This is a genomic window from Pseudorhodoplanes sp., from assembly GCF_050250235.1.
GTDB lineage: Bacteria > Pseudomonadota > Alphaproteobacteria > Rhizobiales > Xanthobacteraceae > Pseudorhodoplanes.
On sequence record NZ_JBFWPA010000062.1, the window covers coordinates 1 to 25,536 of the forward strand.

Sequence of the window (25,536 nt, forward strand, 5' to 3'; positions counted from 1 at the left end):
GCCCGCACGATGCCGTCGGAAGCCTATACGTCGCCCGAATTCTTCGAATTCGAGAAGGATTCGATATTCTACAAGGAGTGGCTGTATCTCGGCCACCAAAACCAGCTTGAAAAGTCGGGCAGTGCCTTCACCGTGACCATCGTCGACGAACCGTTGATCGTGCTGCGCGACGAGGACGGTGTCATCCGCGTTCTGTCTGCGATCTGCGCGCATCGCGGCTTCCCGGTGCTGCGCGGCGGCCTTCACGAAAAGGCGCAGTGCAACAAGCTGGTCTGCCCCTACCATCGCTGGACCTACGACCTGAAGGGGCACCTGATCGGGGCACCCTTCATGCACGACACGGTCGACATGAAGACGCTGCGCGCGGAGACCCGTCTGCGCGAATTCAAAGTCGAGGTCATCCAGGGCTTCATCTTCGTCAATTTCGACCCGGACGCGCAGCCGCTGAAGCCCACGCTCGCGAAGTTCGAGGCCGAATGCGCGAACTACAACATACCGGACATGGTTCCGATGCCGAGCTTCGTGCGCGAGAATCTGCCGTTCAACTGGAAGATCATGCACGAGAACGCGCTCGAGCCGTATCACACCATGTTCGTGCATGACGGCTATCACGACATGGCGCCGGCTGCGCTTGCCGGCTTCATCCCGTTCGAGGAGGGCGACGGTCAGATCATGCATCCGACCGGTTTCGCGGACGGCGCCAGCGGCATGAATCCGCTGGAGCGCGCGTTCTTCCCGCTGATCCCGACGCTGACCGAGGAGCAGAAAAGCCGCAGCATGTACGGCTCGGTTCCGCCGACCATGTTCTTCTCGCTGAAGCCGGACCAGGTCTTCACATTCATGATCCTGCCCACGGCCGTCGACCGCATGACACTCGTCATCACGGTGTTCATGCCGAAGGAAACGGTCCGGCTGAAGCATTTCGACTGGACCTACCAGATCCAGCAAGCGTCAGGCGCGGTCTTCGCCCAGCAGGACATCGAGGCGAACCTCATCATGCAGCAGGGATACAAGTCGCGCTTCGTGAAGCAGGGACGATATTCGTTTCTCGAGGAGACGCTGCCGCAATTCAACAGCTGGCTGTTGCCGCGCTACCACCGCATGGACGCGCCGGCGCCGAAGACGATATTCAAGTCCGAGGTGGCATGAAATGATTCAGCAGTTTTCGCGTGCTCCAAGAGCGAGCCCCATTTAGCGATATGTGACTTCATATTCATGTTTATCCGACCACCACGCCGGCTGCAGTTCGGCTGTTCCCTGCTAAATTCCAGCCGGCGGGAATTGAGTGTCGTGAGGCAAAATCTGCGCCGACGATCGCGGTTCTCCATACACGCGGATGGTGGTCGGCACTCTGTCCAAGTCGCGCCGCTGGCTCGAAACCGAAAACGGGTTCTTCGACATCAGCTGACGGCGCAATGCTTTCGAGGGATCCGTCTATATTCTCAATGTCGATAGGAAATTGGTGATTGCATGGATCCAGTAATTCACAGGAAGGAAGACCCGCCCCCCACCAAAAATGATTGGTTGGTTGCGGTTGTCGTGTCATTGATTGTACTGGTCGCGATGTTCTCAATTCGGGTGTATTTTTTGAATGTTGAGGCGGGGCGCTAGGCTACGAATCAGCGCAGCTTCATTCTATTTCCGCGCCTTGCGGTCAAAAGCCGGAGAAGCTGAGCCGCCAAGATTTATCTGACAACGTCTGTTGCTCCACTCATTTGAAGACGTGTGGCTAGGCGCAATCAGGCGGGCTGCGCGCTCGGGTCCTTCCGGCCAACAAACCAATGCGGCGGGACTCAGCGCGTGGCTCGGTGTCCGTCTGGGCTTCCTGTCGGATGCCTTCGCTGAAGGCCGCCGCTTTCGCATTCTGACCGTCGTCGATGATTTCACGCGCGAATTCGCGGCGCTCGTCGCCGACAACTCGCTGCCCGGCCTGCGGGTCGTGCGCGAACTCGGGGTCATCATTGCGGAGCGCGGGCGGCCGGCGATGTGTGTTTCCGACAATGGCACCGAACTCATCGGCATGGCGATCTTGCGCTGGTCGCAGGAGACGCGGGTCGAGCGGCATTACATCGCGCCAGGTAAGCCGCAGCAGAATGCATTCATCGAGAGCTTCAATGCCCGCCGCGCGACGGACTGCTCAACGAGACGCTGTTCACCTCGCTTGCCCAACTTCGCACCGTCCCGAGCGCGTGGAGGGACGATTACAATCATGCTCGTCCGCACAGCGCGCTGGGCAATCTCACACCGGCCGAATTTGCCGCTCGCAACGCTCCAGGATCGCAACGGGACGGAGCGCTGCGCTACACCAGAATTGGCCGCGCCGGGTCGGGGATTTTATCGGGGGCTGAAAGCAGAAATCGACATAAGTTATTGATGCTACTGCTAATTTGGCGGAGGGAGAGGAACTGTCGTCCAACATTCTCTGAATTTGTGCTTCCGAGACCGCTCCAGGGAGATGTTCTGACACCCAATTCAATCGTACCGGGCTGTATCGTTTCCCGAAACACTCCCTCACTAGGCGCGGCGCGCGCTGGTGGGGAACTCCTTTGTCAGGTCAGCACTCGGGTAGGACAATCGCGGCTGGCCGCAGGTTGACAATTGGAAGCCGCGAAAAAGGTGGGAGGGAAGAACGTGAGCGTTCTCAACACTCGCGCGAATCAATTGAGCTGTCTGCTTAGCTGCCTGACTTTCCGATCATTAGACTAGGTCCCGCGACCGACATTTTTCCATCGTCCCCCTGGCGCCGGATATAGATTCGGCAGAAAATCGATCAATCTCGTCAAAGTTTCTGGTTGTAGGAAGGGTACCGGCGGGATGAACAGGGAATGCCAGTCATGCTTTCCTCGCTGACGTAAGCCGAGATATCTCATGTCGGTGAATCAGGCTCGAAGACTGCGGACGGCGCGTTCATGATCCATTGGTTTGTTCTGGCAATGTGTGCCCGCATGGCGCGTTCTGAAGCGCCGCCATCTCCGTCCAGGATCGCGCGGACAATTTTCTCGTGATCGGCAAGCGAGCGTGCCGCGGCAAACCGGCTAAGCGGCAGGTCAAATTGCACGCGGAAACTATGTAATTGAAGCTGCCGTGCAAACCGCTGCAATGTTTCGTTGCCGCTCATTTCCAGAATGAGATCGTGAAACGCTGAATTCTGCTTTCGATAGGCCCGCCAGTCGCCCGAGCTTTCGCTGGCTTTCATATCCTTCATCAGCGATTTCATGCGCTTCTGATACTCCGATAGGTTTATCCTGCCGGCGGCGAGCCGCGCAGCCAGTCCTTCGAGCATCTCGCGGACCTGATCTAACGCGAGTGTCTCTTCGCGCGTCAGCGTTCGAATGCGGGCGCCTTTGTTGCGCTCGATCTGAACCAGGCCGTCTGCTGTCAGTTGCCGGATGGCTTCGCGCACCGAACTTCGGCTGACCGAAAGGGACTTCATGATCTCGGCCTCGACCAATCGGTCGCCACCGGTGTAGGTCGCGTTCCGAATGTCGTCGGTAATTCGCGCCACGACAAAATCGACTGCGCTCAGAGCACGGTCCGGTTCCGATGACGTCTTGGATAAGCTGCGTTTGCTCATGTGCGCCTAATTATCATTGCTCCGTTTGAAGGCAAACATGGCCGATCCGGGCCACTGCCCTGGTACCACCCAGCGGATTGACAGGCTTCTGGCCCGTCTTTATCGTCAGACAATAATAACATATTGTCTGATAAAATGGGAGGGTTGGATAATGCAAAAGACGCTCTTGGCTGCAGCGCTGCTGGCGGCCGCCGTGATTCCTGCGGCTTCGGCGGAGATCGAGCTGAAAGCGATCTCCGGCTTCCCGAAAAACTACATTTTCACGCGCAGTTTTGAATCGTACATCAAGAAGGTTAATGAGCGCGGCGTGGGTGTGGTCAAAGTGACTTTGATCGGCGGCGTCGAGGCGATACCGCCGCGACAGCAGGCGACGGCGCTGCGCAACGGCATCGTGGATATCCTGTATCAGCCGCCGAATTTCTATCTGGGCCTCATTCCAGAAGGCGATGTTTTCTCCGCAACGAAGAAGACTCCGATGGAGCTCCGCGCAAATGGCGGATGGGATTTCATGTCGGGCATCTTCAAGGAGAAGATGAATGCTCATCTGCTCGGCTGGTTCGACAGCGGCATCGGCATGAACCTGTTCCTGGGCGAGCCGCCCAAGCAGAATGCGGATGGTGCGCTGAACCTCACGGGCGTGAAACTGAGATCCAGTCCGATCTTCAATGAATTCTTCAAAGAGCTGCGTGCAACCAACATCGACATGGCGCCGTCCGAAATCTATCCAGCGCTGGAGCGGGGCATCATCAACGGACTCGGAACGCCGATCATAACGGTGCTTGATTTCGGCTGGGATAAGTTTCTTCGGTATCGGGTCGATCCCGCATTTTTCCAGGCGGATGTGCTTACAATCGTGAATATCGACAAGTGGACCAGTCTTCCCGAGCCTGCTCGGAAGGTTCTGCAGGATACGGCGATCGAGTTTGAGAAAGAGTCGCGCACTTACTGGCAGGCCGAGCAGCAACGGATCAAGAAGGAGCAGACCGAAAAAGGGATCAAGCCGTTCGTACTTGAGGGGAAGGCTGCCGAAATCTTCCTTAGCAGCGCCTATGGCTCCTCGTGGGCGCGAATCGAAAAAAGCTCGCCCAAAGCGTCTGTAAAGTTGAGAGAGTATTTTGGTGAATAAGGCAGGCCGATCTGCTGTCGACCGCAAACTCTTGCTGGTCGGCAGCGTGCCTCTCGACAATTCCGCTGCTGTCTTCCAGATGCTCGCGCATCATCTTGGCGATCACCTGACGCGTGTTCCCGATGGCGAGACAGGAAGCCGACGGTACTGGATACACTGTCAGAATCGAGTGCTTGAGGGAAATCCGCATTTCGAACCGGTGGAGCGCGAGGTGGACGTCCGCGACAGGCGCAAAGACGGAACGCGTCCGCCGCCGCGTTTCAGCATCCGGTCGAGTCTTGCCGAGGCGAAGATCGGTGCACTTGGTTATGCGCAATGGGCTATCGAATCGTATGCGACGCTTCGTGAGCTTAAGCGGGACGCGAAAGTGCCGCGCGGCTGGAAACTGCAGGTAGGGCTTCCGACGCCGCATGCCTTCGTTCAACATTTGATCGTAGTCGGGCAGCAGGCAGAAGTTGAGGCTGTTTACGAAGCCAGGATGCGGGAGGAGGTTCGCACGATCTTGGCAGCTATCCCCGGGGACGAGCTTGCAATCCAGTGGGACGTCGCGTCCGAATTCGCCTCAATCGAGGGGGTGCGGCCGCACTATTACGCGAACGTCTGGGACGATATCGTCGAACGGTTGGCGCGATTGGGCGAAATGATACCGGCTGGGGTCGAACTCGGATATCATCTCTGCTATGGCGACCTTGGCCACCGTCACTTCGCCGAACCGACCGATGCTGGCAACCTGACGCGTCTGATGAATCGCGTCAGTGCGAGTGTTCACCGGACGATCGACTGGTTCCATATTCCCGTACCGAGGGACCGGACCGACTCTGCCTACTACGCGCCGCTTCGCGATCTGCGGCTTCAGGTGAACACAGATTTGTATCTGGGGCTCATCCATCTCACGGATGGCGAGGAAGGCTGCCGGCGCCGGATCGCGGCCGCGGAAGCGGTGTGCAGGAATTTCGGTCTTGCAACCGAATGCGGCTTCGGTCGCCGCTCTCCCTCGACCATTCCGCAAATTCTCGACCTGCATCGCCGGCTGGCCATGCCCGCCGAAATAGGGGCGGAGCGCGCATGAGGGGTCCGAGTTCGGCTGAAATAGTTCAGCGCGCGGAGGCGATGGTACCTGAATTGCGCGCCCGCGCAGCCGAGTGCGAGATGAAGGGCTGTGTGTCACCGGAGATTGCATCGGCGCTGCACCAACAGGGCTTTCTCCGGCTGATGCAGTCCTCCAGTTATGGCGGGTTGGAACGATCGCCCGAGCTCCTGCTCGATGTGTCGTCCGCCCTCGCCAGCGGCTGTGCGTCAACAGCCTGGGTCGCGTCCCTGTTTGCGGTGAATAGCTGGATTGCTGCGCGGTTCCATCCACGCGCCCAAGCGGAGCTTTTCGGCAAGGACGGCCAGGCTGCGCTTCCCCTGGTGCTCAATGGTGCTCGTACAACGGAGCTCGTCGCGTCCGCGGACGGTTTCGTCGTGAGCGGTCAGTGGGCTTATTGCAGCGGGATCGACCTTGCCGAATGGGTTGCACTCGCCGCCGTACAGAAGCAAGTCGGCGGCGACATACAGCATCTTTGTCTCCTTCCGCGCGCGGACATTCGTGTCGAAGAGGGCAGTTGGAACGTGCTCGGGCTTCGGGGTACCGGCAGCAAGAATGTTGCTGCAGTACAGGTTGTCGTGCCCATGCACCGCGTGGTTCGTGTCGTCGACAATGAGGTCGAAGATCGATCCGGACGGGCCGACGACTGCCGCGGTCTTTACAGGATCCCGGTCATACCTCTATTTGCGTCCGTCCTCGCAGCCCTTGCTGTCGGAATTGCACGTGGCGCGCTCGACGGTGCGACAAAATCCGTCAAGCGGCGCGGACCGACTGTCGTTACGCTGACGCGTCTCGGACAAATCGGCGCGAAGATTGGTCTGGCCGAGGGTGCGTTGCGCTCGACATTTCGTCGACTCGAGCAGGCGGCGGTACAACAGGCCCCGGGGATGGATGCCCTACGGGTCTGCGCTCGGAGCCAGGCCGCCGAGGTCGCATCGCTTTGCGTCTCCGCCGTCAGGGATTCGGCCTCTGTTGCTGGCGGGGCCGCGATCATGACGGGCGGACAGATCGAACGCGCATTGCGCGATGTCCATACACTCGCGTCTCATGCATTGCTGAGCCTGGACGCGCCCGCCGAGCAGCACGGTCGCCTCCTGCTGGATGGGACAACCGCGAACGCCATGGACTGCGATGCGTAGGCTCGGCGCGCTCTACGACAATCTGATTACCACAACGGCCTGGGGCGGAGGCGGCTTGGCGGTCGTCATGGTTGCCGTGATCGTTTGGGACGTCCTGCTGCGCGCTTTCGGCTTTCAGCCGCCGGACTGGACTACTGCGTTCATCGAATATGCTCTGCTGTATATGACGCTGCTGGCGGCGCCATGGCTCGTACGAGAGCGCGCCAATGTCGCGATCGATACATTCACAAATATGCTGCCAAATGCCTGGCGAATCCGGCTTGACTGGACTGTCTGCCTGCTGTGCGCCGCGCTTTCGTTGATTCTGTTCGTGTTCGGCAGCGAATTGACCGCTACCGCCTGGCGCAACGGCGATCAGGACATACGGTCGATCCCAATACCCTTCTGGATATTCTACATCGGCATGCCCGTGAGTTTTGCTTTCGTCGGGATGGAATTTTTGCTGCTGCCGTTCCGGCAGAGACGGTCGACAGGCGGCAGGTCCACAGAAGGCCATTGATATGAGTTGGTACTGGGCCTTTTCACTTCTCCTTGGACTGGTGCTTGCGCTGATGGCGCTCGGCGTGCCGGTGGCGTTCGCGTTTTTGCTGACGAACCTTGTTGGCGTTCTGCTGTTCATGGGCGGTCTCTCCGGCGTTACGCAACTGGTTGCGAATTCGGCAGATTCCGTGGCGTCGTTTCATCTCGTGCCGCTGCCGCTTTTCGTCCTGATGGGCGAGGTGTTCTTCCATTCCGGACTCGCGGTCAGGGTGTTCGATTCGTTGGACATGCTCTTCGGGCGTGTTCGCGGGCGTTTGTCGTATCTGACCGTGGCCGGAGGAACCGTCTTCGCAACGCTTTCCGGCTCGTCGCTCGCGAACGGCGCGCTGCTCGGTTCTTTGATGGCGCCGGAGATGATTCGCCGTGGTTACAAGCGATACATGGCATTCGGTCCGATTCTGGGAACCGGCGGCCTTGCGATGATCATCCCGCCCTCGACGCTTGCCGTCCTGCTCGGCAGTCTTGCCGGGATCAATATCGGGGCGCTTCTTGTGGCCGGTATTTTGCCGGGGCTCCTTCTTGCGCTGTTCTATGCGGTGCTGATTTTCATCCAGGTGCGCCTCGATCCGGACGCTGCGCCCGCTTATGACACCGAGAGGGTTTCGTGGAGCGTCGCTATTCGCAGCTTTGTCGTCAATGTGCTCCCGATGGGGATCGTAATTTTCTGTGTTGCCGGCCTTATCCTGTTGGGCGTAGCGACGCCGACTGAAGCTGCAGCTTTCGGCGTCCTCGGTGTGATAGCTCTGTGCCTGCTCTTCCGCGTGCCTCTGATCCAGACGATGCAGCGCTCGCTGCTCGGAACCGTAAAAGTGTCCACGGGTATTCTTCTGATTGTCATGGGATCCGCCATCTTCAGCCAATTGCTCGCCTTTTCCGGCGCAAGTGCCGGTTTGATCAAGTGGGCGACGAGTTTCGATGTTGCGCCCTTCGTGATCCTTTTGTCGATGTTTGTCGTTCTGCTGTTTCTCGGTATGTTCATGGAGCAGATATCGATCATGATGCTAACGGTTCCGGTCTTTTTTCCATTGGCCGGCTCGCTCGGCTACGATCTCGTTTGGTTCGGCTTAATCGTGTTGCTTGGCCTTGAAATTGGCCTTGCGACGCCGCCGCTGGGTCTTCTGCTGTTTGTCCTGCACGGCGTTGCGCCGAAGGGAACCAAACTCGAGGATGTCTCGTGGGCTGCAGTCCCCTATATCGGCTGCGCGCTGCTTCTGGTTGCTCTGATCATGATCTTTCCCCCAATCGCACTCTACCTCACCCAGTTCGTGCGCTGAGGCGGAGGGTTTCGCGGCATGCTTCGGATAGCGAATGCCAAGATGCGGACACGCCGATGGCGACTCGCCTGCGTGTCATTTTGAGAGTCCGGGAGAAATCCCGAAGTGGTTAAAACAGGAGGAGTCGAATATGGCAGTGCAATTGATTTGCTGCTCGCATAGTCCGTTGATGACGACGGATGTTGAGGAGACCGAGACAGGCGTGCATGCCTCGTTTTTCTCCGAGCTTGATTCCTGCGCAGAGGCGGTAAAGCAATTCGATCCCGATTTGATTGTCGTTTTCGGTCCAGATCACTTCAACGGCTTCTTCTATGAACTGATGCCGACGTTCTGCATCGGTACGGCGGCGGTCGGCACCAAGGATTGGCATCTTGAAAGCGGTCCGCTGCGTGTGCCGCGTGAGCTGGCGTTGGCCTGTATCCGCTTCTTGCAGAGTCGGGATTTCGATCTTGCCTTGTCGCACGACATGAAGGTCGATCACGGCATTACCATTCCGCTCTTCAAGCTTACGGGAGCACTCAACCGATACAATGTGCTTCCGGTTTTCATCAATTGCGCGGCTGACCCGCGCCCTTCGTTCCGGCGCGTACGTATGTTCGGCGAAGCGATTGGCGAATTCTTGGCCGGCAAGGATATGAAGATGACCATTGTCGGGTCCGGGGGACTCTCGCATGATCCTCCGACCCCGCGCCTCGAGCTCAGTCCGCCGGACATTGCGCAGCGCCTGATCAAGAAGCAAACGCCGACTCAAGAGGAGTTGGACGCACGAGAAAGCCGGGTGGTCCGCGCTGCCCGCGAACTTGTCAGGGGGAAAGGCCCCTGCCTCCCGCCGAGCGAGCAATGGGATCGTGATTTCCTGACCACCTTTGTTTCCGGGAGGCTCAATGACTTCGACCGCATGAGTGATACAGAGATCGACCGTGTCGCCGGGTTCGGAGCCCATGAGGTCCGTACATGGGTGGCCGCGGCCGCGGCGGCGCGCAAGCTCGGAGGCCTGCATACGGAGCTCAAATATTACCACTTGGTGCCGGAATGGATCACCGGCATGGGCATCGTGGTTGGCCGCACCTGATGGCAAGATGCAGACGGACCTGCCGCGGCCAAGTCCGCATTCACATCGCAATGGATGGGGAAAGGATCGTGAACCGAGCGCTCGTCGCAGGCTAGGCACTATCCGGCGATCTTATCATCATTACCGTGTCATTGGTATGGCCGGGCGAACGCCGCTCCTGATCATGCACGGACTGTCTTACGTCTACCATGACTAGATCGAGCCGGCCGCGATGCTACATCCGATCGGGAGGTTGTGGCGTTCGACCAGCGAGGCTTCGCAGAGGCCGACTGGAGCCCGAACCGAACTGATGATCTGAGGGGCGACAGCGCGACATCCTCGCGGAGCTCTATCATCTTGGATAGCAGCAAGCGATCCCAGTATCCTGCGCGAGTGAGAGCGTTTGCTTCTGTCGATTTCGCGCCCGATCTGGGAGCGGCCCGGACGCGAGCATGTCGCCAATTCGATCGGCCGACCGGCCGACATCTTTTCCAGCGTCAACGATGCCATCGCTTATCATCATGCAGACCGATCCGACCCGCAGCAGCGTCGACGGCTTGAGAGTTTTCTAGAAAGGGTCGATGGCGGCTATCAATTCAAGCGCGACCTGCATTCTCGCGACCAGTTCAAGCAGGTGTTGGATTTCGTGCCTGCTCTGCCTTGCGGGCCGCCCCTATCTGCGATGTGACCACTAGGGTTGACTCGGTGGCCCGGGAATATCAAAATCAAAATAAGGAAACGCAGTTTTGTCCTAGAGAACAGCCTCATGTTGCGATTGATTTGCACATCTCACAGCCCGCTTCTGCTCAACGTCAAGCCAACCAAAGAAGAGCAGGGGCATCAGTTCTATGCCGGGATCGACAAGGCACATGAGTACGTCAATGCTTATGATCCCGAGATAATCGTTCTATTCGGGCCCGACCATTTCAATGGATTTTTCCACGATCTGATGCCTCAGTTTTGCGTGGGTTTCGACGCAATTGGCGCCGAAGATTGGGACATCGAACTCGGTGAGCTGAACGTTCCGATCGGTGAGGCGCAGGGTCTTGCGAGTTACTTGTTGCAACACGAATTCGATATCGCGACGTCCTACCGCATGAAGGTAGACCATGGGTTCACGATCGCGCTGAACCTTCTCACCAAACGGCTAAATGCCTATCCGACAATCCCCATCTTCATCAACTGCAACTCGGTTCCACGGGCCAGTTGCAAACGCTCACGTCAGTTGGGCGAGGCGGTTGGGCGCTACCTGCGCACTCTTAACAAGCGCATTCTGCTCGTCGGTTCGGGTGGTTTGTCACACGATCCGCCAAACATGCCCTATGAAGAGGCCTCGCCAGAAACGCAGAAATATTTGATTGGCGAGACGCCGTGGACTCGTGAATTCGAGAAACGGCGACAGGAGCGCGTCAAAGTCGCAGCACGAGGCCTTGCTGAAGGAAAGACGCCAATCTTGCCACCGAGCCGTGAGTGGGACCAACGCATTCTTGAAGTCGTGCTTGGTCAAAGGCTGCAGGAAGTCGATTCATTTTCTGATGAATGGATAACCAAGAACGGTGGCAAAGGTGGGCACGAGATTCGCAGTTGGATCGCCGCCTTCGCTGCCCTCGGTGAGCAAGGCAGCTATAGCGCTGAGCTTGTCTATTACGACATTGTAAATGATTGGGCTACTGGTATGGGCGTCGTGCGCGCCGCTTGATCTTCTGCTTGATTGTGGCAGCTTGAGCGGGCGCGTCGACGGAATCCTTTGCCGGGCGATGACCAAGCGCGTTTGAGACCTGTCGAGCGGCTTCCGTCAGCTTTTGTGAAGTGCGTTGGTTCGTTTCCAATTGGATAAACTGGATTGATCCAACGATCGCAATCGCAGCAACACAACTACCGTCCTCGCCGAAAATTGGAGCTGCAATCGCATTGAGGCCGAGAATGCTCTCTTCGGGTGCGGAAACGTCGCCTCGTTTGCGCGCTAGTTGCAATTCGGCCTCAAGTGCACTCCGTTTGGTAATCGTATGGTCAGTAAAGCGCCGCAACGGCCCGGCAAGTACAAGCTTCTGCAGAGACTCCGGGGCGTTGGCCAACAATATTTTGCCTTGCGCGCTGGCATGGAAAGCGAGTTCGCTACCAGGGCGTACACCAATCTCAATCGGCGAAGGGCCGGGCACCGTCTTCACCACGACTGCCCCGCGCGCCCCCATTTCCGAAAGAACGACAGTCTGCCCAACCGTATTGCGTAGGTCCCAGAGCAAGGGCTCGGCGGCGTGAATGAGGTCGGGCTGAACGGAAAGACGCGCCAGCATCCGACTGCGGGGACCGATATGATAGCGCGTGGTCTGGAGATTTTGCGTTAGATAGCCGCGCTCGACCAGCGTTTGCAGGTGTCGATAGACTGAGCCCTTTGTTAGTCGCAACTGGTCTGCGATCTGTGTGACTCCAAGCTCCTCACCTGACATTGCGATAATTTCGAGAATGTCGAGCGCCAGCTGCACCGATCGCACCCCATAGTCGCGTCGGTCATCAAGGTCGCTCATTTAAGGGCTTCTTCATTTAGTCCGAAATTGCGTATCGCTTGCCGGAAACACAGCCTTTCCGATTGCATGATCATCGTCAAAGCACCGTTCGGCGTGTCGCAGCTAAGCTTATATTGCCGTCCGCGGACAGCCGCAATCCAGACTCGATGCTTGACGCACCCGCTCCCTTCTGACACCCTTTAAGAAAATAAAACAGGGTTTTGCCCAACAAAACAGTTGAGGAAAGCGGTGATGAATGTGGAGGTTTCCGGACGCATGGTTGCGAAAGTAGGGCGGGCTCCGGTCATCGAATTGCGTGATGTTTCCAAGGTTCACAAAACCGCTCGGCAGATGATTCGGGCCGTTTGCGGTGCCAATATCCGAATTGAAGCCGGCGAATTCGTTTCTCTGTTAGGGCCTTCCGGATGCGGCAAGTCGACCTTACTTGGCCTGGTCGCCGGACTTGATCAGCCGACCAGTGGTACAATAACTTTCGATGGGTTGCAGCGCAGTACCTCGGACCGACGCGTTGCCGTAAATTTCCAGGAACCGGCTCTATTCCCGTGGCGCGATACCAAGCGCAACGTGACGATCGCGTTGGAAAACCGCGGCTTGGGCCGGGCACAAGTTGATGCACAGGCAGAAAGAGCCCTTGAGGCGGTCGGACTTAGCCAATTTCAGAATATCTATCCCTCACATCTATCCGGCGGCATGAAACAGCGCGTGATGCTCGCGCGCCTCCTTGCCATGAACGCTCCGGTCATGCTGATGGACGAACCGTTCGCGGCGCTCGATGCCATTACCCGGGAACAAATGCAAGATTTGGTAACGCGGCTTTACAGCGCGCGTAGGTTCTCGATCATTTTCGTCACTCACTCAATCGAGGAAGCGCTTTTCGCATCGCAACGAGTGATCGTGATGTGCGCGCGGCCAGGCCGGATCGTACACGAAGTTAAACTCGATGAGGGTTACCCTCGCACCTTTGACTGGCGTCTGAGCGACAAAGTTGCCGCGTTGCGGCGGGAACTGCATCAATTGATGCGCGACCTCGATGCGGGCGGTAGCGGCGGAGAGGACGCCCGTGTCTGAAAGTCTCGACGAGAAGATAGTGTCGCTCCGCTACGGCGGGCTGGCTACGTTCGCAGGCGCAATTGATCTTCGATCAGCAGTGTTGCCGAGCGGATTGTTGGTAGCGTGGGAGGCGTGTGTTCGCTTTGGTCTAGTCGATCCGCTGTTTTTGCCGGCGCCAAGCTCCATGTTGACCGCCCTCTGGGAGGTCGCTTTGACCGGAGAGTTGTGGGTCAATATTGGCGCAAGCCTATGGCGCATTGCATGCGGTTACTTGATTGCAGCTGCCCTCGCCATTCCGTTGGGTCTTGCGCTCGGCTATAGCGCAAATTTGCGCGTATATCTCAATGGTTTGCTAGAGCTATTGCGGCCGGTCCCGCCGATCGCGCTCATCCCGGTCTCAATTCTTTGGCTCGGTATCGATAACGCATCAAAAATTGCGATTATCGCTTATGCCTGCTTCTGGCCCCTCATCCTCAATGTGGTTCTGGGCGTGGAGGAGATCCCTCAACTTTTGCAGCGGGCCGCCAGGACTATGGACATCAGTGGATACCGCTATTTCACAAAGATCATGCTTCCCGCCGCGCTGCCAAAGATCATTGTCGGCTTACGAATATCGGCGGGTCTGGCGTTCGTAGTCGTTGTTGCGGCAGAGATGGTCGCCGCGTCCAGCGGTCTCGGTTACATGATACTGGATGCCGAGCGCACATTCCGTTCCGGACTCATGTTCGGCGGAATCGTTCTGTTGTCGATACTCGGCTTTCTTCTTAACAAGCTGCTTGTTCTCGTTGAGAGACGGATCGTAGCTCACCGCATGTAACAGGAAACCAATTCATACTTCTCTGGAGGAGGGACGGGATGCACAAGATGATCAACTCGATACGTAGTATCACGCAGTTGTTGCTTGCGCCTGCGCTTGTGGCGGGAATTTTCGGAATATGGAACGCCGGCGCCGCTCATGCGCAATCGGACAAGAAACTTACTCCGATCCGGCTGAGCGTCATCCCGCTGCTGACTGCGACTCCAATCTATATCGGTATAAAGAATGGCTATTTTCACGAGGAAGGCATCGAGATTCAGCTGACGAAGATCGAGGGTGGCGCGCCTGCATCGCAGGCAGTGATGTCAGGATCGCTCGATGCGGCCGAGTCGGGGTCGGTGCCGTTCATGATTGCGACCGCCCGCGGTGCCAAGATCGCAAATGTTTGCACTTTCATAATCATGGACAAAAAACACGTCCTGCATGGTATCGTAGTGCGCAAGGATAGTGGCATTAAGACGCTTGCGGATCTCAAGGACAAGACAATCGGCGTGCACACGCTCGGTTCGATCGAGGACATCCGGTTACGTGCAGAGGTGCTGCCGTCGCTCGGATTGAAGCCATCCGACGTGAGGATCGTTGAGGTGCCTTTTTCTGTAATGGAGGGCTCGCTCAAGTTGAAACGCGTTGACGCGGTGATGCCGTTCCAGCCGTTCCTTCAAGCTCTCCTTAACGATTCCAACAACGCGTTGCTGAGTGACCTCAATTCATTTGTCCCGAGCGGAGGCTTTCCCATCGACACCTACATTTTTGCTCAATCGTTCGTAGAGAAGAATCCGAAACTTATTGCGGGGTTTGACCGCGCAATCAAGAAGTCAATTAAGTTCATCCAGGCGGATCCTCAAAAGGCAGTCGAGCTAGTGACTGACAGCCTGCGGTTTCCGCTGGCGCTCAGCAAGCAGGCAATCGGAAGCATTCCGTTCAACGAAAACTGCAAGCACGACGCTGCAAGTTACAAGAATTTTTCGGACCTGATGAAGGCAGCCTCGTTGATACCGAAGGACTACAGCCCCAATTCATTCCTGAGGGATTTGTCGCAGTGAGGCGCGGCAGAAACAAGAAATCGGAGCGGAAAAATGGGTATTAGGTCAGGCGCACAATACATTCAATCGATGAGAGAACTCGATGCGGACATCTGGCTCAACGGACGCCGCATTGCTGATGTGATGGCCGAACCTGTTTTCCGCGGTCCGATTCACGAAATCGCCCGACTGTATGACATGCAGTTTGATCCGGCTCTTCAAGATCGGATCACTCATCGGTCTCCCGACACGGGCGAACGGGTGTCTAACGCGTTTCTGATACCTCGTTCTCAAGACGACCTTATGGCTCATAGACGGCTATTCGAAGCTTGGGCGGAGGCAACTTTCGGCCTAATGGGTCGCAGTCCGGATTTTCTCAATATCTCGCTGACTTCGATGTGTGCCAACGAAGGCTATTTCCGGCAATACAGCCCGGAGGGTGCGGAGAATCTCATCAACTACTATCGATATGTTCGGGACAACGACCTGTTCCTAACGCATGCGCTTATCGGGCCGCAGGGCGATCGAGGCAAACCATCGCATCAGCAGGAGGATCCGTTCCTGAACCTTGGTGTGGTCAAGGAGACTGGTGCCGGTCTCGTTGTGCGTGGAGCAAAGCTTCTCGCGACGTTGGCGCCGGTAACCGAAGAGCTTTTCGTTTATCCGTTTCCGGGATTGCAACAGGGAGATGACCGCTACGCACTTGCCTTTGCTATTCCAATATCTTCTCCCGGACTCCGCATTATCTGCCGCGAGGCGATGCAGGACGGAGGCAGGCCGGTTTGGGACCATCCGCTCGCGAGCCGGTTCGAGGAAATGGACGCCGTTGTAATCTTTCATGACGTCCTCATTCCGCGCGAGAGAGTGTTCCTGTATGGAGATGTGGCGGCTGCGAACGGCCTCTATCCCAAAACCGGACTTTGGCAGCATCCCTCGCATCAGACTGCAGTGCGCGGTCTCATAAAGCTTTCGCTGGCTGTCGGTGTTGCGATCAAAGTAGCCAACGCAATCGGCGCGGATTCATTCTTGCACATCCAGAACTCTCTTGGCGAAGCCGTTCAGAACATAGAAATCGTCAAGTCTCTGCTTGATTGCGCGGAACGCAATTTTGTCACGATGCCCTCGGGAGAAGTGCGTCCGGAACCCCAGACGTTGCAGACGATTCGCGGGGTGCTGTCCGAGACCTACCCGCGCATCATCGAACAAATTCAGGTGTTCGGCGCGGGCGGACTACTGCAACTGCCGACACAGAATGATTTTGCGCATCCTGATCTGGCAGCCGACCTTGCTCGATATTATCGGGGCCGACCCGGTGTCTCGTCGGAGGACAAAGTCCGCTTGTTTAAGCTTGCCTGGGATCTCTGCGGAGAGGCGTTCGGGCAACGACTGGTGCAGTATGAACGCTATTACGCCGGTGATCCTGTTCGGCTGCGTGCGATGCACTATCAAGTCTATCCCAAGGATGGGCTGCTCCAGCGCGTTGATCGCGTTCTTACTGAGGCGAAGGCAATGAGCGAGCAAGGGAGGGACACTCATAACCTCGCATCCTGCCCGACGACTTGACCCGCGGTGAACTTTTAGGCGCCTCAGGATATAGTAGCGAGGTAGGCGGAGATCGTACCTGCCATACGCCGTGTAATCTCCCCGATTGCGTTTACAGTGCTTAGTTCGCCATGATTGCCGCGGGCCAAATAGCCAACACACCAAATCTTTCCAGTAAGTTCCGCTGGCAAGGCAACGATTTGGCCGTCGTCATCAATGTCGATCCCGCGCCTGGCGGCGTCGAGGGGATCCAATCCCACGTTCAGCAATAGCGGCTGAAGGCCGCCGGCAGGACTTGTTGCATAGGTTGGATCCGGGCCAGTTGCGTTGATAATGACGTCAGCTGGAATTGTCCATTCACGATCCCCATGAGAAACGCGCAGGCCGTGTTCAGTCGTTTCATGGGCTCTCGCTTTGACGTGGGAAAGCCGCCCAGTTCCGAGAAGTGATTGAATGATGCGATAAGTCGCAGGCGGCATCGGATAGCGATGGATGTCCCAATATCGTCGAACATGACGTCGGAAACGAGCCTGCTCATGTGGGGGCATTGCTCGCCAGAAGGTCGGAGCGTTCCGGCGGATGTGATCGATCACATGCCGCCAATCCGCGGCAGGCCTATCGACCGACGTTTCTGCCCAGTCACGAACCTGTCGCATGAGCGCTTGCGCTGAGCCTGCAATCATCTCCTGCGGAGCGGCGTAATCTGCGAGCAAACCTTTGGCAGGGTGTGGCATAAGACCGTGTCGAGACACAACGACGATCGAGCCGGTGTGACCACGTTCAAAGAGGTCAGCGACGGCGTCGGCCATCGTCAATCCAGAGCCGACGATGACGACATCCGCATTGAGGGGCATCGCAGATAGGCCGCTAAGCTCCCAAGCGGATTGGATGACTTTGACTGGCGCAGCATTTTTGTTTTGTAGCAGGGGTCTGGGCGGTGCCGTTCCAATCGCCAGCACGACGGCGTCGAAGGTATGCACCCGTCCATTGGATATCGCTGTTACCCCCGCGCGCCCGGAATCGAGGGCGGAGACGAAATTGCGGTCGTGAAAAAGTGCGACCGCACCTGAACGCCCACGGTTGGCGCGATCTAATAGGTCAAGTACATAAGATCCGAACCACGCGCGCGGCACAAAGAGAGCACCGTCAGCTTCGCGATACCGATCAACTGCGTCTACCTTGTGGAGCATCAACCAACGAAGAAAGTGCTCGACGTCGTTCGAAAAGGGGCTGAGATAATTAGCGGGGACGTTGAGTAGGAGATGATCAGGGCCGTTCGCATAAGCGACGCCTCGGCCGAGATCGTGACTTTGATCGAAGATCGTGACGCTGGTGCTGGCAGGTGCCGTCTGCATCAACCAGTATGCGGTGATAGCTCCGCTGAAGCCACCTCCGATAATCGCGACCCGTGCCATGAAATCACCTAGTGAAAGTTACTGCAATGGCGGCTGTTGCGTGCGCGGAAGAAAGCTTAAACAGAACTCAGCGAAATCGCGCAATCTTGACCGGCGCCGATTCCTTTGCCAGAATTAAAACAGTGTTTTATCAGACAAAACGACTAATCTGGAAGTCTAGGTAAGTCATGTATTTCACCGAGCTGACGACTTTCGCCGACGCTCGCAAAAACGTCATTAGAGCAAATATGGTCACGCGAGGGTCGCTTTGTCGCTCGCAGAAATTCGCAGTGCGACACGCGCTCGGGACTATCACCTAGTGCCGGAATGGATCGCCGGCATCAACTCATCGTCGGCTATTTGCTCAGCCGAAATGCAAACATGCGGAACGAAATTATGTCGGAACTGAAAGAAACGTCAGACCACGTGGCCTCAGGCGATGTGGAAATCTTCTACCGCAAGTTCGGTCGGCCCGGCCGAATGCCGGTGCTCATCGTGCATGGCCTCTCCTACACCTCATATGATTGGATCGATGCAGCGCGGCTGATTGCGTGCGACCGCGAAGTGGCGGCCATGGATATGCGCGGTTTCGGGGAATCAACGTGGAGTGTACAGCACGACTATAAGCTTGAGAGTCAGAGTGCGGATGTGGTCGCTGTACTCGACGCGCTTGGGTGGAGCAGAGCGGTGCTCATGGGGCACTCCTTTGGGGGCCGTGTCATGCTGGCGTGTGCAACCTGGCAGCCTGAGCGTGCCGGAGCCTATATCAGCGTGGACTTTGCACCGGACCTTGCGCCGGCCGGCCGCCGGCACGTGGCAGAGCGCATCGGCCGGCAGCCCGATTTCTTCAAATCGGTTGAGGACGCGATGGCCTATCACGGCCATCAAGATGTCCCCCTTGAATCGCGCATCAGGAGGCGCTGGGAAAGTTTCCTGAGAAAGACTGAACATGGGTACGTGATGAAGCGCGACCTCCACTATCGCGACATGTTCAGGAAGGCGCTAGAGACAGGGAAGTCTGCGCCCGTGCCAGACTTTCTTTGGCCGATGATGGCGAAAATTACGATTCCTACATTGGTGGTCCGGGCGACCGAGAGCGACATGTTCGAACCGCAGACGCTTGAAAAGGCAAAAAAGCTGAACCCGAGATTTGTTGGGGTCGAAATCGCGGGTAGTCACAATTTGCCGGGCGACAATCCCACAGGGTTGGCTCAGGTCGTAACCAAGTTTCTCGACGACACGTCGCTCTGAGGCTGGCACGACGGTTAGCGCGGAAGACGATTGACCCGTGCCGCCATCGTACCTACAATAATAAAACTACGTTTCATTCTCGCGAACAATGGAGTGTTCCTTCAATGGCTGTCCCGCGAGACGTCTCGATAGATGCGAGGATAGACCGGCTCCTGAAAGGCGCAATTGATCCGCATGTTCATAGCGGTCCGTCAATTGCGCCGCGGGGCCTCGATCATCTCGATTTAGTCAAGCAGGCGACGGTCGCCGGTTTCGCCGCGGTTGTCACAAAAGATCATGATTACAGTGGCGTAGCCACCGCCCATCTTATTTCCAAGCAATTTCCAGAACTTACTACAAAGATCTATTCCAGTATTGTTCTGAACAACGTTGTAGGCGGGTTTAACGCTTTTGCGGTCGAGCACACGGCGGCAATGGGCGGCAAGGTTGTTTGGATGCCAACCTTGGCGGCCGAAAATCATCTGCGCTGGGAAAAAACATCGAATTGGGTGCATCCGGCATCGACCCAAAAAATGAGGCCTGCCGTCGGAATTCCTGTCGTCGACAACGGCAAACAGGTGCGCGATGAGGTGAAAGAAGTTTTGGACATTATCGCCAAGAGCGACATGGTGCTGGCGAGCGGCCATCTGCATGTAAGCGAGACTTGGCTTGTCTTCGAAGAAGCAAAAAAACGCGGCGTTGAGCGCCTCGTCTTAACGCATCCTGAGGATATTGTTGATGCAAGTTTGAATGACGTTAAAGGAATTGCCGCGATGGGCGCCTACGTCGAGCACTCACTCTGCATGTTCATCGAAGGGTCAAAGTTCAAAACCCGTGAGGCCGACGACTTGCGCCACCATATTGAGGCGGCCGGTATCGACAAGACCATTCTATGTTCCGACCTCGGTCAGACAGGCACTCTGAGTCCGCTTGAAGGCTTTCGGCGCGGAGTCAAGATGTGTATTGACCTCGGCTATCGCGATGAGGAGATACGAAAAATGGTGTCGACTAACGCGGCGCGCGCGATTGGTATCGAGTCCGATCTGCCACAACAAGAGGCCGCCGCATGACCCCGGCGCCTTTCCTTGTCCGCCGATCGGAAGCTACATCCTCGTCGAAAAAAATACAGCACTGCATCTATCCATCCAAATGTATTTAGCGCGCCACGATCCAACAGCATTTCGGAAGCGGCTCGGAAGCGGCGAGCGACTTTTGGGCACCTTTATCAAGACTCCAACATCGCACACATCGGAAATTATGGGTGACATCGGGTTCGACTTCGTCGTCATAGATGAGGAGCATGCCCCGTTTGACCGAGTCGCCATCGACATGGCTCTGCTCGGTGCTCGCGCCGCCGCGACCGCCGGCATCGTTCGTGTTGCTCGCCCGGACGCAGCGAACATCCTGTCGGCACTTGATGATGGCGCAATTGGCGTTCTGGTTCCGCACGTCAATAGCGTCGAAAAGGCCCAGCAAGCCGTTATTGCGGCGCGCTATCGCGGCGGACGGCGGGGCTTTTCCAATTCGCCGAGGGCGGGCAGATACGGTGGATTGCCCTTACCCATGCATATCCAGCGGAGCGACGAGCAAACCGCAGTCATTGCCATGATCGAGGACCCCGAGGCGGTGGAGGTTATTGACGCCATTGCCCGGGTCCAAGGTATCGACGCTTTCTTTCTCGGCCGGGCGGATCTGGCGGTTGCCATGGGCGCAGATGCGCTTGATGCGCCGGCAGTCTGTAAGGCGGTTGAGAGGATCTGTCGAGCAGCACGCGAAGCTTCAATGCGTATTTGCGCAATGGTAGCGAACGCGGCGGAGAGTGCCTTGCTCACAGAACTCGGCGTGTCCGCATTCGTCGTGGCATCCGATCAGACGTTTATGCGGAGAGCCGCGACGTCAGCACTGGACGAGTTTAGATCCAAGTGGGCGGCGGCATAGGGAGCCGATCGCGAAAATACGGGAGAATGCAAATGGCAGAGACCGCTGTTTTATTCCATCCTTTGGTGCATGGGCACGGCAATGAGGTAGAGCGAGCAGTTCGTCAAGCCAGTTATGGTCGTCTTTACAACGAGGCGCCTCAACTTGACGAAGGCAATGGCGCTCGCACATGGCTAATACGAGGAGCCAACTTCGTAATTTCCGTGTCAGATGTAGAGTGCGGCGCAGAACTGGAAAGAGCCGACAATGCCGACGAATACATGGTGCTGCTCCCCCCGGAAACCGATGCCGCAATCAGCGCCGACAAGGAAGCCATCGATGCGCATGGTGACTCGTTGACGATCGTCCCGCCCGGCAAGAGTTCTGTTCGTGCGAAAAGCGCCGGCCGGGTCGTGCGAATTTTTTCAAATCGCGCCCGAGACCTTAGTGCAAGCGCGAGTAACGCAGCGAACTATGCCGATGGCGCGCCAGAGGTCGCTCCGATTATTGACTGGCCGAAACCGGAGGGAGGGTATCGGCTCCGTAACTACTATTTACCCGATTATTCCGATCCGAAGTTCTTCGGCCGTATCTTTAGGTCGACCAATCTCATGATCAACGTGTTCGATCGCAAGGATGTCCGCCGCGACCCGAGCAAGATGAGTCCACACTCACATGACGATTTTGAACAAGCGTCGCTGACGCTTGAAGGGTCGTTCATTCACCATCTACGGGTGGCCTGGACGCCGAATATGGCTCTTTGGCGCGAAGACGAGCATGTAGCCTTCGACAGCCCGTCGATCCTGGTGATCCCAGCGAAGCTGGTTCATACGACGCAGGACGTCGGGGACGGAACGACGTGGCTTATCGATATCTTCGCGCCGCCAAGGATCGACTTTTCTCGCCAGGCAGGTCTTGTCAGAAATGCGGACGAATACCCAATGCCGAGCGGAGCCGAGTTTGGCGGGTCTCGTTGAACAGGCGTGTCGCGGAGAGCGATTGCTTCCCGCTCGCGTCGGCTGAAACAGCGTGGTTCCCAAGATGAATGTTTCCAGGATCGCGATTGTCGGAGGCGGTATCGGTGGACTGACCGCCGCGCTTGCGCTTCAGCATTTTGGATATCGCGTGTCGATTTTCGAGCAGGCGCGCGAACTCAAGGAAATCGGTGCGGGCGTTACCATTACGCCCAATGCGATGCACGCACTGAACTTTCTCGGCACTGGCGAGAGAGTTGCAAGCGAGGCCGGCCCAACGGAGCCCTATTGGATCCGTCACTTCCAGACCGGCGAGCGTCTCAAGCTTCGAGCGAACGGGGCCGACTACGTTGAGAGGTTCGGAGCGGATTATTACCAAGTGCACCGGGCCGACCTGCACGCGGCCTTGGTGGATGCAATATTAAAGAACGATCCGGACTGCGTCGTTCTCGATCACTGCTTCCGGTCATTGACACAGGAGCCAGACCGAGTTGTTGCGACGTTCACAAACGGTAAGAGCTACTCCAGCGACATTCTCGTTGGGTGCGACGGCTGTGCGTCAAGGGTAAGAGCCAGCGTTTTCGGCGACGAAGCCGTGAACTATACGGGGCAGGTCGCTTTTCGCGCGCTCATACCGATGCGCGATCTGCCGACGAGTATCGAAAAGATGCCGTTTTCCATGTTCGTCGGCCGCAATCGCGCGCTGCTTCATTATCCCTTGCGCCATCGCACGCTGATGAATGTTATCAGCGTTGCACGTGAGCCTGCCTGGCAAGCCGAAGGCTGGGCGATCCCGGCCACGGTGGATGAATTTGTCAAAACGCACAGCGACTTTCATTCAGATGCGCTGGATCTGATCGGCGCCGTCTCGTCCGCGACGCTGTTCAAGTGGGGCCTGCGCGATCGAGAGCCTCTGCAGCAATACACCAAGGGGCGTGTCACGATGCTCGGCGACGCCGCCCATCCGATGACGCCGTTTCTTGGCCAGGGGGCCTGTCTTGCCATCGAAGACGGCATGGTGCTGGGCCGGGCCTTTGCAGCGGCAAACAGCTATGAGGAGGCATTCCATATGTATGAGAACGCCCGAAAGGATCGGGCTAACGGCGCGCAGCTCGCTTCACGCCAGCAGGCCGATGAACTACAGGGGGTTACCGAGAGAGGGGCCAACCCGGGCGTGAACGCTGAAGAACGCGGTCTGTTTCGCTATAACCCGGTCACCGTTCCCCTGATCACTGCCGCATAGGTGGATGCCGGTGCGAGAGGCTTTTTCGACGCCGAAAAAATCGCGAAGGAGAGGAACCAATGCAACGTCGAGTTCTATTAAGTGCGGCACTTGGCACGATGCTGCTGTCATGCGGAGCCGCCGATCTCAATGCGCAGGCGAACGATCGTTATCCCAGTCAACCAATTCGTGTCATCGTTCCCTATAGCGCCGGAGCGGGCGTCGACATATTGACGCGTACCATCGGATCTAAGTTGAGTGATCGGATGGGGCAGCCGGTTGTGGTGGAAAACCGTCCTGGCGCAAGTGGAAATATCGGGATTCTCGCCGCGGCACGATCGCAGCCTGACGGCTATACACTTGTCATGGTTGTCAATACCTTTGCGACGAATGCGGCCTTCAATCCGGGAGCTTATGATCCGATCTCCGATTTCTCTCCGATAGGTCTCGTGGGCCGCAACGGCATGGTGCTGGTTGCGAATCCTTCCATTCAGGTGAATTCAGTCGAAGATCTGATTGCAAGAGCCAAAGCGAATCCCGGGAAGCTTAACTATGCTTCCGTCGGACCGGGATCGCCGCAGCATTTGGGAATGGAACTGTTTAACCAGGCGTTTAAAGTCAACCTGTTCCACATTCCGTTCGCTAACGCTGCTGCCGCCAATCTCGCTGTGACGCGTGGCGATGTCGACGTTATGTTGATGCCCGTTAACGTCGCGCTGGGACCGATCAAATCGAAGCAACTCGTCCCGTTGGCGGTAGCTGCTCCGCAGCGTCTGCCGGAGCTTGCTGATTTGAAACCACTGGCCGAGTCGGGTGCGCCCGGCTTCGATGTTGGCGTGTGGTATGCACTCTTGGCTCCCGCCGGGACTTCTCAGTCCATAACCGATCGCGTCTACCGCGAGATTGCCAGTATCTTGCTGGAAAAAGACGTGCTGGAAATCCTCGGGAAACTCGGCATCAAGGCCGATCCGCTCGCTTCGGACGAGTTCAAGACCCTTGTGAAACGAGAACACGCACGCTGGACGAAGCTCGTTCAGGAGACAAACCTGAAGTCGCGCTAACGTCCTTTCAGTTCGTCGGGCGTGCCAAAGTCATGTGAATGGCGGTTCGAATCCCGGGTCGCCTTCGCCATAATGGTCCTAGCCAACAGCTCGGTTTCAATCTCGGGCCGAGAGAACTATCGGCGCGAATTTCCCGCCTATAAACGGATACGTGCCTCAGGCGGTCCGGTGCGCACGGGCGAGTAGATTTGTTACCGAGGAAACATGCCACTGACCGCCGCGCGGTGAGCGAATGCCCCGCTGATTGAGCGCCCGTGTCGTGGCGCCAATTGTCGTGACGCCGGCTGCCCGAATGGCTCCAAGGAGGGGAAGCATTTCGCGCACAAACTGTTCCGCTGACGCGACCTGGACCTGCCTGCCTCTTACTGCCGCCTCAGCGGCGTTCGTCGAATTGCCAAGTTTGACACCGGCAGCGCGTTTGGCGGCCAAAGCCGCCTTGGTGCGTTCGGAAATCAGCCGCCGCTCCTTTTCGGCCAGCGCGGCGTACAGGTGGAGCATAAACGGATCCGCGTCTCGACCCAGCTCGGCCACGATGAACGGCACTTTCTGCGCCATGAGACCCGCCACAAAGGCGACGTCGCGCGAGAGACGGTCCAGCTTTGAGACTACCACGCAGCATTTCGCCGACTTCGCAGCAGCTAGGGCAGCGGCGAGTTGAGGCCGCCGGTCGAGCGCATCGGCACCTTTGCCGGTTTCTGCCTCGATGTATTCGCCGATCAGGGAAATGCCTTCCGTTTCAGCGAACCGGGCGATGGCCGTGCGCTGGGCTTCGATCCCCAATCCAGAGCGCTGCTGCCGTTGTGTCGAGACTCGCAAGTAGGCAATCGCCCTGTCCATACAAACAGCAAACCACCGTTTGCGGTTTGTATGAAGTCGAATTCAGAGCAATTTCATTGCTGATTTCGTGTTGCAGCAGCGAAGCCGCGCGTAGTCAAAAGTAAATGGCTTCAGGCGGCCGTACGCGAGTCAGTTGGGGATTTACGCGGTGAAG

23 protein-coding genes and 1 pseudogene are annotated in these 25,536 nt (G+C 57.3%); 20 read left to right on the forward strand and 4 right to left on the reverse strand.

Annotation, left to right across the window (positions count from 1 at the left end):
- Positions 1-1,149: aromatic ring-hydroxylating oxygenase subunit alpha (locus tag AB7F49_RS23275; protein ID WP_428526771.1), on the forward strand; the 1,149-nt coding region annotated here is incomplete at its 5' end.
- 667 nt (positions 1,150-1,816) lie between these two features.
- Positions 1,817-2,265 (forward strand): annotated as a pseudogene (locus AB7F49_RS23280) (integrase core domain-containing protein); the annotation flags it as partial.
- Between the two features lie 601 nt (positions 2,266-2,866).
- Here AB7F49_RS23280 and AB7F49_RS23285 read toward each other — a convergent pair.
- Entirely contained in the window at positions 2,867-3,574 is a 708-nt protein-coding gene (locus tag AB7F49_RS23285; RefSeq protein ID WP_428526773.1) for a GntR family transcriptional regulator, read from the reverse strand.
- A 151-nt stretch (positions 3,575-3,725) separates the two neighbouring features.
- Between AB7F49_RS23285 and dctP the strand changes: the two genes are divergently transcribed.
- From dctP to AB7F49_RS23325, 8 genes are all read left to right on the forward strand, one after another.
- Positions 3,726-4,700, forward strand: coding sequence for a TRAP transporter substrate-binding protein DctP (gene dctP, locus AB7F49_RS23290; RefSeq protein WP_428526775.1), 975 nt, complete (start codon positions 3,726-3,728; stop codon positions 4,698-4,700).
- Positions 4,693-5,769, forward strand: coding sequence for a hypothetical protein (locus tag AB7F49_RS23295; RefSeq protein WP_428526777.1), 1,077 nt, complete (start codon positions 4,693-4,695; stop codon positions 5,767-5,769). Before dctP ends, AB7F49_RS23295 begins: the two co-directional genes overlap by 8 nt.
- On the forward strand, positions 5,766-6,926 hold the full coding sequence (locus AB7F49_RS23300) for a hypothetical protein (RefSeq protein WP_428526779.1): 1,161 nt from the start codon (positions 5,766-5,768) through the stop codon (positions 6,924-6,926). The genes AB7F49_RS23295 and AB7F49_RS23300 overlap by 4 nt, the downstream gene beginning before the upstream one ends.
- Positions 6,919-7,425, forward strand: coding sequence for a TRAP transporter small permease (locus tag AB7F49_RS23305; protein ID WP_428526781.1), 507 nt, complete (start codon positions 6,919-6,921; stop codon positions 7,423-7,425). Before AB7F49_RS23300 ends, AB7F49_RS23305 begins: the two co-directional genes overlap by 8 nt.
- A gap of 1 nt (position 7,426) precedes the next feature.
- Positions 7,427-8,740, forward strand: coding sequence for a TRAP transporter large permease (locus tag AB7F49_RS23310; RefSeq protein ID WP_428526783.1), 1,314 nt, complete (start codon positions 7,427-7,429; stop codon positions 8,738-8,740).
- Between the two features lie 130 nt (positions 8,741-8,870).
- The gene (locus AB7F49_RS23315) at positions 8,871-9,812 is read left to right on the forward strand and encodes a 3-carboxyethylcatechol 2,3-dioxygenase (protein ID WP_428526785.1); all 942 of its coding nucleotides are present in this window, start codon (positions 8,871-8,873) and stop codon (positions 9,810-9,812) included.
- A 382-nt stretch (positions 9,813-10,194) separates the two neighbouring features.
- Positions 10,195-10,479 (forward strand): hypothetical protein, encoded by a 285-nt coding sequence (locus AB7F49_RS23320; protein ID WP_428526787.1) that lies wholly within the window; start codon positions 10,195-10,197, stop codon positions 10,477-10,479.
- 78 nt (positions 10,480-10,557) lie between these two features.
- A complete protein-coding gene (locus tag AB7F49_RS23325; RefSeq protein WP_428526789.1) occupies positions 10,558-11,490 on the forward strand; it encodes a 3-carboxyethylcatechol 2,3-dioxygenase in 933 nt (310 codons plus the stop codon).
- Here AB7F49_RS23325 and AB7F49_RS23330 read toward each other — a convergent pair.
- Positions 11,459-12,316 (reverse strand): IclR family transcriptional regulator, encoded by an 858-nt coding sequence (locus tag AB7F49_RS23330; protein ID WP_428526791.1) that lies wholly within the window; start codon positions 12,314-12,316, stop codon positions 11,459-11,461. The two genes, AB7F49_RS23325 and AB7F49_RS23330, sit on opposite strands and share 32 nt — an antisense overlap.
- 231 nt (positions 12,317-12,547) lie before the next feature.
- Here AB7F49_RS23330 and AB7F49_RS23335 point away from each other — a divergent pair, with 231 nt between their 5' ends.
- The 4 genes from AB7F49_RS23335 to AB7F49_RS23350 are packed head-to-tail and all read left to right on the forward strand — an operon-like array spanning position 12,548 to position 16,768.
- A complete protein-coding gene (locus AB7F49_RS23335) occupies positions 12,548-13,384 on the forward strand; it encodes an ABC transporter ATP-binding protein (RefSeq protein WP_428526793.1) in 837 nt (278 codons plus the stop codon).
- The gene (locus AB7F49_RS23340) at positions 13,377-14,183 is read left to right on the forward strand and encodes an ABC transporter permease (protein ID WP_428526795.1); all 807 of its coding nucleotides are present in this window, start codon (positions 13,377-13,379) and stop codon (positions 14,181-14,183) included. The genes AB7F49_RS23335 and AB7F49_RS23340 overlap by 8 nt, the downstream gene beginning before the upstream one ends.
- Before the next feature lie 38 nt (positions 14,184-14,221).
- Complete coding sequence (locus AB7F49_RS23345; RefSeq protein WP_428526797.1) at positions 14,222-15,226, forward strand: ABC transporter substrate-binding protein; 1,005 nt, start codon at positions 14,222-14,224, stop codon at positions 15,224-15,226.
- Between the two features lie 33 nt (positions 15,227-15,259).
- The gene (locus AB7F49_RS23350; RefSeq protein ID WP_428526799.1) at positions 15,260-16,768 is read left to right on the forward strand and encodes a 4-hydroxyphenylacetate 3-hydroxylase family protein; all 1,509 of its coding nucleotides are present in this window, start codon (positions 15,260-15,262) and stop codon (positions 16,766-16,768) included.
- Between the two features lie 23 nt (positions 16,769-16,791).
- Here AB7F49_RS23350 and AB7F49_RS23355 read toward each other — a convergent pair whose 3' ends face one another.
- The gene (locus AB7F49_RS23355; RefSeq protein WP_428526800.1) at positions 16,792-18,162 is read right to left on the reverse strand and encodes an FAD/NAD(P)-binding protein; all 1,371 of its coding nucleotides are present in this window, start codon (positions 18,160-18,162) and stop codon (positions 16,792-16,794) included.
- 375 nt (positions 18,163-18,537) lie between these two features.
- On the opposite strand from AB7F49_RS23355, the gene AB7F49_RS23360 reads away from it, so the two are divergent.
- The 6 genes from AB7F49_RS23360 to AB7F49_RS23385 all read left to right on the forward strand — a co-directional run bounded on the left by AB7F49_RS23360 (position 18,538) and on the right by AB7F49_RS23385 (position 24,545).
- A complete protein-coding gene (locus AB7F49_RS23360; RefSeq protein ID WP_428526802.1) occupies positions 18,538-19,392 on the forward strand; it encodes an alpha/beta fold hydrolase in 855 nt (284 codons plus the stop codon).
- A gap of 104 nt (positions 19,393-19,496) precedes the next feature.
- The gene (locus AB7F49_RS23365) at positions 19,497-20,441 is read left to right on the forward strand and encodes a DUF6282 family protein (RefSeq protein WP_428526804.1); all 945 of its coding nucleotides are present in this window, start codon (positions 19,497-19,499) and stop codon (positions 20,439-20,441) included.
- A gap of 142 nt (positions 20,442-20,583) precedes the next feature.
- Complete coding sequence (locus AB7F49_RS23370; protein ID WP_428526805.1) at positions 20,584-21,309, forward strand: HpcH/HpaI aldolase family protein; 726 nt, start codon at positions 20,584-20,586, stop codon at positions 21,307-21,309.
- 32 nt (positions 21,310-21,341) lie between these two features.
- Positions 21,342-22,265, forward strand: coding sequence for a hypothetical protein (locus tag AB7F49_RS23375; RefSeq protein ID WP_428526807.1), 924 nt, complete (start codon positions 21,342-21,344; stop codon positions 22,263-22,265).
- 52 nt (positions 22,266-22,317) lie between these two features.
- Positions 22,318-23,505: an FAD-dependent monooxygenase gene (locus tag AB7F49_RS23380; RefSeq protein WP_428526809.1), complete on the forward strand. Its 1,188-nt coding sequence runs from the start codon at positions 22,318-22,320 to the stop codon at positions 23,503-23,505.
- A gap of 59 nt (positions 23,506-23,564) precedes the next feature.
- The gene (locus AB7F49_RS23385) at positions 23,565-24,545 is read left to right on the forward strand and encodes a Bug family tripartite tricarboxylate transporter substrate binding protein (protein WP_428526810.1); all 981 of its coding nucleotides are present in this window, start codon (positions 23,565-23,567) and stop codon (positions 24,543-24,545) included.
- A 156-nt stretch (positions 24,546-24,701) separates the two neighbouring features.
- On the opposite strand, the gene AB7F49_RS23390 is transcribed toward AB7F49_RS23385, so the two are convergent.
- Positions 24,702-25,325, reverse strand: coding sequence for a recombinase family protein (locus AB7F49_RS23390; RefSeq protein WP_428526812.1), 624 nt, complete (start codon positions 25,323-25,325; stop codon positions 24,702-24,704).
- Positions 25,326-25,536: the final 211 nt, after the last annotated feature.